Source organism: Intrasporangium sp. (assembly GCF_032907665.1).
Taxonomy (GTDB): Bacteria; Actinomycetota; Actinomycetes; order Actinomycetales; family Dermatophilaceae; genus Intrasporangium.
On record NZ_JAJJPG010000117.1, the window covers coordinates 1 to 10,669 of the forward strand.

12 protein-coding genes and 1 pseudogene are annotated in these 10,669 nt (G+C 70.0%); 8 read left to right on the top strand and 5 right to left on the bottom strand.

Annotated features, from left to right (window positions below; genetic code table 11):
- Nucleotides 1-944, bottom strand: a 944-nt coding sequence (locus tag LOY02_RS15040) for an ATP-binding cassette domain-containing protein (RefSeq protein ID WP_317183176.1), incomplete at its 3' end; no start/stop codon positions are given.
- Nucleotides 945-1,208: 264 nt separating this feature from the next.
- On the opposite strand from LOY02_RS15040, the gene LOY02_RS15045 reads away from it, so the two are divergent.
- Both LOY02_RS15045 and LOY02_RS15050 read left to right on the top strand, forming a co-directional pair.
- Complete coding sequence (locus LOY02_RS15045) at nucleotides 1,209-1,976, top strand: sensor histidine kinase (RefSeq protein ID WP_317183177.1); 768 nt, start codon at nucleotides 1,209-1,211, stop codon at nucleotides 1,974-1,976.
- Nucleotides 1,973-2,641, top strand: a complete 669-nt coding sequence (locus LOY02_RS15050; RefSeq protein WP_317183178.1) for a response regulator transcription factor — start codon at nucleotides 1,973-1,975, stop codon at nucleotides 2,639-2,641. Before LOY02_RS15045 ends, LOY02_RS15050 begins: the two co-directional genes overlap by 4 nt.
- A 71-nt stretch (nucleotides 2,642-2,712) precedes the next feature.
- On the opposite strand, the gene LOY02_RS15055 is transcribed toward LOY02_RS15050, so the two are convergent.
- Nucleotides 2,713-3,096: a phage holin family protein gene (locus LOY02_RS15055; protein WP_317183179.1), complete on the bottom strand. Its 384-nt coding sequence runs from the start codon at nucleotides 3,094-3,096 to the stop codon at nucleotides 2,713-2,715.
- A 4-nt stretch (nucleotides 3,097-3,100) separates the two neighbouring features.
- On the bottom strand, nucleotides 3,101-4,189 hold the full coding sequence (locus LOY02_RS15060) for an ATP-dependent 6-phosphofructokinase (protein WP_317183180.1): 1,089 nt from the start codon (nucleotides 4,187-4,189) through the stop codon (nucleotides 3,101-3,103).
- Nucleotides 4,190-4,417: 228 nt separating this feature from the next.
- Here LOY02_RS15060 and LOY02_RS15065 point away from each other — a divergent pair, with 228 nt between their 5' ends.
- A complete protein-coding gene (locus LOY02_RS15065) occupies nucleotides 4,418-5,239 on the top strand; it encodes a hypothetical protein (RefSeq protein ID WP_317183181.1) in 822 nt (273 codons plus the stop codon).
- 11 nt (nucleotides 5,240-5,250) lie between these two features.
- On the opposite strand, the gene LOY02_RS15070 is transcribed toward LOY02_RS15065, so the two are convergent.
- A complete protein-coding gene (locus tag LOY02_RS15070; protein WP_317183182.1) occupies nucleotides 5,251-5,757 on the bottom strand; it encodes a MarR family winged helix-turn-helix transcriptional regulator in 507 nt (168 codons plus the stop codon).
- Between the two features lie 53 nt (nucleotides 5,758-5,810).
- Here LOY02_RS15070 and hisC point away from each other — a divergent pair, with 53 nt between their 5' ends.
- The 3 genes from hisC (at nucleotide 5,811) to LOY02_RS15085 (ending at nucleotide 8,373) form a co-directional block, all read left to right on the top strand.
- The gene (gene hisC, locus LOY02_RS15075; protein ID WP_317183183.1) at nucleotides 5,811-6,929 is read left to right on the top strand and encodes a histidinol-phosphate transaminase; all 1,119 of its coding nucleotides are present in this window, start codon (nucleotides 5,811-5,813) and stop codon (nucleotides 6,927-6,929) included.
- Nucleotides 6,930-6,967: 38 nt separating this feature from the next.
- On the top strand, nucleotides 6,968-7,759 hold the full coding sequence (locus LOY02_RS15080) for a hypothetical protein (RefSeq protein ID WP_317183184.1): 792 nt from the start codon (nucleotides 6,968-6,970) through the stop codon (nucleotides 7,757-7,759).
- A 251-nt stretch (nucleotides 7,760-8,010) separates the two neighbouring features.
- The gene (locus LOY02_RS15085; RefSeq protein WP_317183185.1) at nucleotides 8,011-8,373 is read left to right on the top strand and encodes a cupin domain-containing protein; all 363 of its coding nucleotides are present in this window, start codon (nucleotides 8,011-8,013) and stop codon (nucleotides 8,371-8,373) included.
- Nucleotides 8,374-8,376: 3 nt separating this feature from the next.
- On the opposite strand, the gene LOY02_RS15090 is transcribed toward LOY02_RS15085, so the two are convergent.
- Nucleotides 8,377-8,880, bottom strand: a complete 504-nt coding sequence (locus LOY02_RS15090) for an SRPBCC domain-containing protein (protein WP_317183186.1) — start codon at nucleotides 8,878-8,880, stop codon at nucleotides 8,377-8,379.
- Between the two features lie 313 nt (nucleotides 8,881-9,193).
- On the opposite strand from LOY02_RS15090, the gene pdhA reads away from it, so the two are divergent.
- Both pdhA and LOY02_RS15100 read left to right on the top strand, forming a co-directional pair.
- Nucleotides 9,194-10,381, top strand: a complete 1,188-nt coding sequence (pdhA, locus tag LOY02_RS15095; protein ID WP_410505961.1) for a pyruvate dehydrogenase (acetyl-transferring) E1 component subunit alpha — start codon at nucleotides 9,194-9,196, stop codon at nucleotides 10,379-10,381.
- Nucleotides 10,381-10,669 (top strand): annotated as a pseudogene (locus tag LOY02_RS15100) (alpha-ketoacid dehydrogenase subunit beta); the annotation flags it as partial. The gene pdhA and the pseudogene LOY02_RS15100, both read left to right, overlap by 1 nt.

A 10,669-nucleotide genomic window follows, 5' to 3' on the forward strand; every position in this document is an offset into this window, starting at 1 on the left:
GTCAGGGCCAGGAAGACCTCGTCAAGGCTCGGCTGGCCGAGGGCGTAGGCCGCCGGGGTGATGCCCGCACGCGACAGCTGGATGAGCGCCTGGTTGACGTCCTCGGCCGTGTCCCCGCCCGTCCGCGCGAGACGCACCCGCACGGTGGCGGGATCGCTGGTCAGGTCGACCGGTGCACGAAGGGCCCCGGCGAGGACTCGGGCCGCGTCGTCGCGCCGCCTCGGGTCGACCACGCGGACCGTGAGGACTCCGGACCCCACGGCGAGCTTGAGCTCGTCGGGCGTGTCCACGGCGACGAGCCGTCCGTGGTCGATCACGGCGATCCGGTCCGAGAGCTGGTCTGCCTCGTCGAGGTACTGCGTCGTGAGCAGCACGGTCGCGCCATCGGAGACGGCGGCCCGGACGATGTCCCAGACCTCCGCCCGGCTGCGTGGGTCGAGCCCGGTCGTGGGCTCGTCCAGCACGAGCAGGTCCGGGGTCACGACGAGGCCGAGAGCGAGGTCGAGTCGACGCCGCATCCCGCCGGAGTAGGTCGACACGACGCGTCGAGCGGCGGTCCCGAGCCCGAAGACCTCGAGGAGCTCCTCTGTCCGCACCGCGGCCGCCCGACCGCGGAGACCGCGCAAACGAGCCTGGAGGACCAGGTTCTCCGACCCAGTGAGATCGTCGTCCAGGGAGGCGAACTGCCCGGTCACGCTGAGGCGCGCGCGCACCCCTTCGGGATCGCTCGCCAGGTCGCGACCGAAGACCTCGATGGTTCCGGAGTCCGGGGCGGTCAGCGTGGTGACCATGCGGATCGTCGTCGTCTTTCCCGCACCGTTCGGCCCGAGCAGCCCGAGCACGGTGCCCACGGGCACGCTGAGGCTGAGTGCGTGGACTGCCCGCGTGGCACCGAAGGTCTTGACGAGATCGTGAGCCTCCACGGCCAGATGGCTGGTCGTCATGATGGATTCCCTTGGTGGGCAATGAAGAGCGGCGGATTCATGTGGTCGATCATCAGCGGTCGACTGCCCATCGCGCGTCGGCTGGGGGGCGACACTTCGCCGACCTCCTCATGACCTGCCAGCCGTCGTGACATACGTCGGCGGCAGTAGTCCGCGACTACTCCCACGAGGGGATGCGGCACGGGGAACGGTGCGCCTAGAGTCACGAGCATCGGCGAGGGTCGGCGCCCCGCCGTGTATGTCCCGGACGGCGAGGAGGCACCTGTGCGCACCGACCGCGGATGGCGTCGCTTCTACGCCACGGGCTGGCTCGTGTCAGCGGTGGCGACCGCAGCGGCCCTGCGACTCTGGCAGGCCCGGATCCGCGAGATCGAGGCTCGCGCCGAGGAGGCCGAGCGGAGCCGCGACGAGGTCGCGCGACGTCGGGCGGTCGAGGAGCGACTCCGGATCGCCCGGGACCTGCACGACTCGCTGACGCACAGCATCTCGGTCATCAAGGTCCAGGCGGGAGTCGCGGCGCACCTGGCAGAGAAGCGTGGCGAGGAGGTGACACCGGCACTGCGGGCCATCGTCGAGGCCAGCGCCGACGCGACGAGAGAGCTCCGGTCGACGCTGAGCGCCCTGCGTGAGCAGGCCGACACCGGCACCGGTCTGGACCAGCTGCCCGTCCTCCTCGAGCGCGCCAAGGCGGGAGGGGTCGCGGTGACCCTCAGCGAGAGCGGCACCCCGCGACACGTCCCACCGGACGTCGACTCAGCGGCATACCGCATCGTCCAGGAGGCGCTGACGAACGTGAGGCGACACGCGGGACCGGTGAACGCGACCGTGCACGTGTCACACGAGCCGGGTCGGCTCACCGTGCGCGTGTCGAACGACGGTGCCCACGTCACCGAGCCTCCCGTGCCGGGGCTGGGACTCATCGGCATGCGTGAGCGGGTCACCGCGCTCGGCGGCCGGCTCCACGCTGAGCCGCTCGCCGCCGGTGGCTTCGAAGTGTCCGCGGAGCTTCCCATGGGTGGTGCTGCGCCGTGATCCGCGTGCTCCTCGCGGACGACCAGGCCCTCATCCGCACCGGGATCCGCGCCCTGCTCGACGCGGAGGACGACATCGAGGTCGTGGCGGAGGCGACCAACGGCGCGGAGGCCGTCGAGCGCACGCGTGCCCTCCATCCCGACATCGTCCTCATCGACGTGCAGATGCCCGTCATGGACGGCATCGAGGCGACCCGTCGGATCGTCGCCGACGACTCCCTCGATGCCGTGCACGTCGTGGTCCTGACGAACTACGGCCTCGACGAGTACGTCTTCACCGCGCTCCGTGCGGGTGCAAGCGGATTCCTCCTCAAGGACACCGAGCCGGCCGACCTGCTCCAGGCGCTGCGCGTCGCGGTGCGCGGAGACGCACTCCTGTCGCCGGCGGTCACACGCACCCTGATCAGCGAGTTCGTCGCCCGGCCGGCCAACCTGGCGAGCTCGTCTGCGCTCGACATCCTGACCTCTCGCGAGCTCGAGGTCGTCACGCTCGTCGCCCACGGGCTGTCCAACGACGAGATCGCCCAACGCCTCGTGCTCAGCACGGCGACGGCGAAGACCCACGTCAGCCGCGCGATGACCAAGCTCGGGGCCCGCGACCGCGCCCAGCTCGTCGTGATGGCCTACCAGTCGGGGCTCGTCGCCACCCCGGCGAGCGACACCTGAACGCAGCACTCCCACATGCGTGGGCCCGCCTCGCCTGGGGAAGCGGGCCCAGCGGCATACGAAATCGCTTGTCAGTCCTTGGGATTGAAGAAACCGAGGATCATCGAGACGAAGGTGATGATGAGCGAGCCGAGCACCGCGTCCCAGAAGAAGCTCTCGACGCGGAACGCCAGGTCGAACTGGTCCGCGAGCCATGACGTCAGCTGGAGCATCAACGCGTTGATGATGAAGACGAACAGCCCCAGCGTGAGGATGATGAACGGCAGCGACACGATCTTCGCGATCGGGCGCACGAAGGTGTTGAGGATGCCGAAGATCAGGGCGACGAGCACGACGGTGCGAACGACGGCCCACGTGTCCGGCTCGTCGCCGAAGGTGATCCCGTCGACGAGGAGGGCGGCGATCCACAAGGCGATGCCGTTGATGACGGTCTTGATCACGAAGTTGAGCAGCATGGCGTCAGTCTTCCACGCGCCCAAGCCGGTCGGCGGAGATGCCGGGGTGTTCGTCTCCGGGGATGCGCGGCCGGAACATCGCGTTGAGCCGGAGGAGGTCCGGGTCGACGACCTTGAGCTGGCGGACGGCCTCCTTGACCGGGACCCGCTCGATGTTGCCCTGCTGGAGGGCGACCATCTGGCCCCAGTCGCTGTCCAGGGCGGCCTCGACGGCAGCGACGCCGAAGCGGGTTCCGAGGACGCGGTCGAACGCCACGGGTGAGCCGCCGCGCTGGATGTGCCCCAGCGCAGTCATGCGGCTCTCGATGCCCGTGCGGCCCTGGATCTCTCGGGCGAGGATCGAGCCGATGCCGCCGAGGATCTGGTGGCCGTACTTGTCCATCTCCGGCTCGGGCAGCTCCATCGTCCCGGGCTTCGGGACGGCGCCCTCGGCGGCGACGATGATCGTCGCGAAGCGGCCCTTGCGATGCCGGTGGACGATCCGCTCGCACACCTCTGCGATGTCGAAGGGCTCCTCCGGCACCAGTGTGATCGCGGCGCCACCAGCGATCCCGGACCACATCGCGATGTGGCCGACGTGCCGACCCATGACCTCGACGACGAGGACCCGGTGGTGCGACTCCGCGGTCGTGTGGAGCCGGTCGATCGCGTCGGTGCAGATCTGCACGGCCGTCTGGAAACCGAACGTCATCTCGGTGAGGGAGATGTCGTTGTCGATGGTCTTGGGCACGCCGATGACGGGAAAGCCGTTCTCGTGCAGACGCGAGACGACATTCATCGACCCCTCCCCGCCGACCGCGACGATGGCGTCGAGCCCGTGCCGGTCGTAGGCCTTGCGGACCTTCTTCAAGCCGTCCTCGAAGGCGAACGGCTGGTCCCGGCTCGTGCCGAGGATGGTGCCGCCGAGGGGCAGGATGCCCCGGCAGCGATCGACGTCGAGCAGCTCGAAGTCGTTGTCCATGACGCCCCGCCAGGCGTTGCGGAAGCCGACGACGGTGCTGTCGTAGGTGACCTCGGCGGCGCGGACCGTCGCCCGGATGACGGCATTGAGGCCGGGACAGTCCCCGCCCCCGGTGAGAATGCCGATGCGCATGTGCAGCGTCCTTCGTGTGTGGTCTGCAAGAGTGTCGAGGCGGCGTTGACGCGACACTGTGAGCCTAGCCACATCGAGTCGTATGCCGCTGTGCCGGGTCCACGTGTCGGGACCCTCCGCGCAGTCCCGTCCCGTCCTCTCGACCGGCCTTCCCGTCTCCCCCGGCGCCAGGGGCCCCGCCGGTGGTTTCCTTGTGGAAACTTCGCCAGATGGACGACGGTGGCCGGCATGGTGACCTCCACTTCGACCAACCCGATCACCCTGCCCGTCGACGTCGTCATCCGCTCGGTTCGAGCGCTCGCGCGAGCCGCCCGCTTCGACGAGGCGCGCGCGCTCGCCGAGAGCGGTGCCGATCCCCGCCTGGCCGTCGTCCTGGCCGAGCTCGCGGTCGACGCCCGCTACGTGACCGGGGAGGGGGACGGCGTCGAGGATGCCCTCGAGGCGGCCGGCGCAGCCGTCTCGTCAGGGGTCGTCGGGGACGCGGGCTCCGCGTGGGACGTCGAGTTCCTCCGCGTGCGCGAGTCCTATGCCCGGGAGCTCTTCGCGCCGGGGACAGAGCTGGGCTCGCCGGCAGGTCGTGATCCGGGCGACGTCGATGCGTTGCGTGATCGGACGGTCGGGGTGCGTGATGGGGCGCCGGACCTGCGCCGCCGGGGCTGGGCCGAGTTCTACCTCGGAGTCATCCACGACAACCTCTACGGCGCGCGGGACGTGGCTCCGTCGCACCTGCACGCCGCGCTCGACGCGGCCCGCGCCGCCGGGGACGACTACCTTGCCTTCGAGGCCTTGCGCCACCTCGGCGACCACGCCCGGGACGACGGCGATGCGGCGACGGCGAGGGAGATGTGGGAGTCCTCGGCGTGGCACGCCGCGAGGGCCGGCGGCGTCACGCAGGTCCTCGCGCAGCTCATGGTCCTGGCCCTGCTGGCCCGTGACCGCGGCGACGAGTCGGGAGCCGTGCTGCTCGCGGCGGAGGTCGCCCGGTGGGCGCAGGCCATCGGCGCCGTGCGGCTCGCCGAAGAGGCGGCGGCCATGTCGTCGCCCTCGTGACGGAAGGTGCCTCACTCGTTGGCGGGACCGTGGTCGTCGACCGACCGCGTGACCTTGCGCAGCAGGTCGGCGAGCGCCTGACGCTCATCCGGCGACAGGCCTGACAGCGCCGAAAGCTCGGACCGCTCCTCCTCGACCATGAGCCGCTCCACGGTCTCCAGTCCGCGGTCGGTGAGACCGACGGTGACCCGTCGCCCGTCGGCGCCCTCCTGGCGGCGCGCGACGAAGCCGAGCCCCTCCAGCCGGGCGAGGCGCTGCGACATGGCACCACGGGTCAGGCCGACGAGCTCGGCGAGGGCGGATGGGTTGGTCTCCCACGGCGACCCGAGCTGCCTGAGCTTGACGAGGGTCTTGTACTCGCGCAGGGTGAGGTCCTCGTCGAGGATCAGGCCGGACCGGGTGTGGGTGATGTGCCGGACGACCATCGCCATCCGCGTGAGGATCGCCTCCTTGACGGGGTCGAGCCACGGCAGCTCAGCGGCCCAGGCCTCCACGTGGTCGTCCACCGTGTCGCGCACGCCGCAAGTGTAGGAGCGGTGCACGGGTTGCCGCCGTCAATAGAGTGGAGGGCATGAGCGACGAAGCCGTCATCCCCTCCACAACCGCGCCCGGTGCGTCCCCCACCGTGCGGCTGCGCCAGGTCCTCGGGCGGATGCCGGACTACAAGCCCGGCCAGCCGGCGACGGCGCCCGTGGGAGTGACGCCCTACAAGCTGTCGTCCAACGAGAACCCTTACGGGCCACTGCCATCCGTCGTCACGGCGATCACCGAGGCTGCGGCGTCCATCAACCGCTACCCGGACATGGCCGTGGTCGCGCTGCGCGAACGGCTGGGGCGGGCCTTGAGCGTGTCGACGGACTGCATCGCGACCGGCACCGGCTCGGTCGCCGTGCTCGCCCAGATCGTGCAGGCCGCGTGCGACGCCGGCGACGAGGTGGTCTTCGCGTGGAGGTCCTTCGAGGCCTACCCGATCGTCACGCAGCTGGCTGGGGCCACGCCCGTCATGGTCGAGCTCGACGACCGCGCGCGCCACCGGCTCGATGCGATGGCAGACGCGATCACCGACCGCACGCGCGTCGTGCTCGTCTGCACGCCCAACAACCCGACCGGGCCCTCGGTCCATCGCGCGGAGCTGGAGGCCTTCCTCGACCGGGTGCCCGTCGACGTCATCGTCGTCATCGACGAGGCCTACGTCGAGTTCGTCCGGGACCCGGAGGCCGTCCGCGGGCTGGAGGTCTGGCGCGAGCGGCCCAACGTCGTCGTCCTGCGCACGTTCTCCAAGGCCTACGGACTCGCGGGGCTCCGCGTCGGCTTCGCGGTCGCCCACCCGGAGGTCGCGGCGGCGATCCGCAAGACGGCTACCCCGTTCGGGGTCAACTCTCTTGCCCAGGCCGCGGCGGTCGCCTCGCTCGACGCCTTCGACGAGCTGAGCGAGCGCGTCGAGTCCCTCGTCGCCGAGCGCGAGCGGGTGGTCCAGGCGCTCGAGGACCAGGGGTGGAAGCTTCCGCAGTCGGACGCGAACTTCGTCTGGTTCCCGCTGGGCGGCGAGTCGACGGCCTTCGCGCAGGCGTGTGAGGAGGCCGGGCTCATGGTGCGCCAGTACGGCGACGACGGTGTCCGCGTGACGATCGGAGAGACCGAGGCGAACACCAGGCTCCTCGAGGTCGCCGAGAAGTTCGGCGCGCGGTAGCAGACCAGGCGACGACGGTGTGGGACGGAGGGCGGCGGATGGGCGTCAAGGTCGTCCCGGGCCGGACATGGAGCGGCCTGCTCGCCCTGGCAGGCGCGATCGCGCTCGCGCCCTCGATCATCTGGCCGACGGCAAGAGTGGTCTACCGGCCTGAGGTGTCGTTCTCGGTGGACCCGGCCGAGGGGTTCGAGGACCTCCCGCAGCCTCAGGAGTTCGTCCAGCTCGTCTGGAGCTGGGGTCGGTTCGAGCTGGCGGACCCGCCCGCTGGGGTCGAGCAAGGCCCCATCATGGCCAACACGCCGTTGTTGGCTCTGCTCATTGCGGTTGTCGTGGTCGGCCTGGCCGCAGCCGCCCTGCTCCTGCTCGTGCCCGGAGTCCATGCACGGACACTCGGCGCCATCGGCGCGACGGTCGTTGGCACCTACGCCCTGCACTCCCTGGTCCAACGCGTGGGCCAGGCCGGGTCCGGGTGGTTCGGACCCGAGGCCGGCACCTCGGTGGAGGACACTGCCGCGGGGGTGCTCGAGGCGATGAGCGTCGTGCTGCTTGCTCTTGCGGTCGTCGTCCTGGCCTGGCGTCCGGGCGTCGTCGTCGGACGCCGGGTGTGGCAGCAGGCAGCGGCCCGCGCCGCGGAGGCCCGCGCAGTGGAGGACCGCGCGCCGACGTCCGGGCGCAGCGGCGCTGGGGGAGTCATCGTGCACGGTGAGCGGACGCAGGCGACCTCGCTCGCCGAGTCATCCCGGCCGACCGCGTCCGAACCCGCTGAACCGGTGGGGTTCACCGACGCCTCGCCTGACGACGACTGGTTCCGCAACCCCGGTCGGACCTGACCCGCCCGTCGAGTGGCCACGAAATGCAGGTCGAGTGGCCACGAAATGCAGGGTCGGGCCCGAGCATTCGGGGCCACTCGACCAGTGGGCAGGCCCCGTCGTCCACACTCACCCGGTCGAGTGGCCCGAAATGCAGGGGGAAGCCCCGGCATTCGGGGCCACTCGACCTTGGGGGAGGTTTCGTCGTCGACACCACCCGCTCGAGAGGGAAATGGGGTGCGTGCCGCACGGGGCGCGCTCATGCTGGACACATGGACGCTGACGTCATCGACCTTGCGGACAAGCTCTCGCTCTTCTCGGAGCACTGGTCGCCCAAGGCGGTCGCCCGACTGAACGACTACGAGGTCAAGGTCGTCAAGATCAAGGGCGAGTTCGTCTGGCACAGCCACGAGCACACCGACGAGCTGTTCCTCGTCATCTCCGGTCGCCTGACGATCCGGTTGCGCGACCGCGACGTGGTGCTCGGACCGGGACAGCTCTTCGTCGTCCCCCGCGGCGTCGAGCACTGCCCGGTGGCGGAGGACGAGGTCCACGCCGTGCTCATCGAGCCCGAGGGAACGGTGAACACCGGCGATGCTGGAGGCCCACTCACCGCCGTCGTCGAGTCGCTCTGACACTCAGACCTGGGGCGACTGCACGGTCCCCGCGAGGGCGGCGTCGAGTGACTCCTGGTTGCTGAAGTCCCCCGGCGTTCCCACGCCGGTCCGGATGAGGTTCCGCAGGCTGCCGAGGACGTACTGTCGCCAGGCCGTGTCGCAGACGCCGAAGCACTCCTGCTCGGGGCTCAGGCCCACGTGGGTGAAGGTGAGCCGCGTGGGGCCGTCCGGTCCGGACTCCTCCTGGATCTCGAAGCGGACGGTCGTGCCCGTCCACTCCTGCTTGTCCTCGATGAAGCTGAGGTGGCTGTCGACGACGAGCCACTCCACTCGCTCGCCGGGGATCAGGGCGGTCGTCCGGAACTTCGAGAAGTGGATGTCGGCGACGGCGTAGACCCACTCGGCCCCGACGGTCGTGGTGTCCCCGACCACCTCGCCCCACCAGCCGCGCACGTCGTTGATCGCGTCGAAGACCTGCTGGCGGTCCTGCTCGACGGTGTAGCTCAGGGTGAGATCGCTGCTCATCTGAGTGCCCTTCCATGGGTAACTTGCATGATGCAAGCGAATCTAGAACAGGCGCTTTTGTCACGCAAGGGATATGTGAGACCGACGCGGTGTCGACGGCGGCAACCCGGGAGCGAGCGCTCGGGTGCGGCAGCGAGCCCAGCGGCATACGACCGGGAACGGGGGAGTCTCGGCCGTCCACCGTCCCGCATTGTGAGATTCCTCGGGGGCTCCGGTAAGTTCCGTGCCGAGGACCCTCATGTGTCCGCCGTCACCCTCGGCGGGCGCGTGTGACACAGCCGTCAGCGGGCGACCCCCGCGCGGCCCGACCAGAATGCCGGATCTCCACTCCGGTGAAGGAGCCCCAGTGAGCGACAAAGTAGTCGCCGAGCTGCACGAGCCGACCCCCGCAGTCGGCGACGGTGGCCCGGACATGATCCAACTGCTGACCCCCGAGGGCGAGCGCATCTCCCACCCCGACTACGACAAGTACGTCGCGGACCTCCAGCCCGACGACCTGCGCAGCTTCTACCGCGATCTCGTCCTCATCCGACGCCTCGACGCGGAGGGCTACGCGCTGCAGCGTCAGGGCGAGCTCGGGCTCTGGCCCAGCCTGCTCGGCCAGGAGGCTGCCCAGGTCGGCTCGGGCCGCGCCCTCAAGCAGCACGACATGTGCTTCCCGACCTACCGCGAGCACGGCGTCGGCTTCGTCCGGGGCATGGACCCGCAGAGCTCCCTCCAGCTCTTCCGCGGCGTGAGCCAGGGCGGCTGGGACCCCAAGGAGCACAACTTCCACCTCTACACGATCGTCATCGGCGCCCAGACGCTCCACGCGACGGGCTACGCCATGGGCGTGAAGATGGACGGCAACATGGGCACCGGCGACCCCGATCGCGACACCGCCGTCATCTGCTACTTCGGTGACGGCGCGTCCTCCCAGGGCGACGTCAACGAGGCCTTCGTCTACGCCGCGTCCTTCGACGCCCCGGTCGTGTTCTTCTGCCAGAACAACCAGTGGGCCATCTCCGAGCCGGTCTCCAAGCAGACCCGCATCCCGCTCTTCCAGCGCGCCCGCGGCTTCGGCTTCCCCGGCCTGCGCGTCGACGGCAACGACGTCCTCGCGACGTATGCCGTGACGCAGCACTGCCTCGACGAGGCGCGCAACGGCAACGGCCCGCTGCTCATCGAGGCCTTCACCTACCGCATGGGTGCACACACGACGGCCGACGACCCGACGAAGTACCGCGTCTCGGCGGAGGTCGAGCAGTGGAAGTTCCGCGACCCGATCCTGCGGCTCAAGACCTACCTGTCCCGGGAGGGCTGGGCCGACGACTCCTTCTTCACCCAGGTCGACGAGGAGGCGGACCACTTCGCCGCCGAGCTCCGTGAGGGCTGCATCACCATGGCGACGCCGCCGGGAGAGACGATGTGGGACCACATCTACGCGGAGGACCACCCGGTCATGGAGGCCGAGCGCGCTGCCTACCTGGCCTACCAGGCGAGCTTCGAGGAGGCGAACTGATGGCGCTCGAGAAGGTCACCCTCGGCAAGAGCATCACGAGCGGCCTGCGCAAGGCGATGGAGCGGGACTCCAAGGTCGTTCTCATCGGGGAGGACATCGGCAAGCTCGGCGGCGTCTTCCGCATCACGGAGGGCCTGCAGAAGGACTTCGGTGAGGAGCGCGTCATCGACTCGCCGCTCGCCGAGTCGGGCATCGTCGGCACGGCGGTCGGCCTTGCCCTACGCGGCTACCGGCCGGTCTGCGAGATCCAGTTCGACGGCTTCGTCTACCCGGCGTTCGACCAGATCG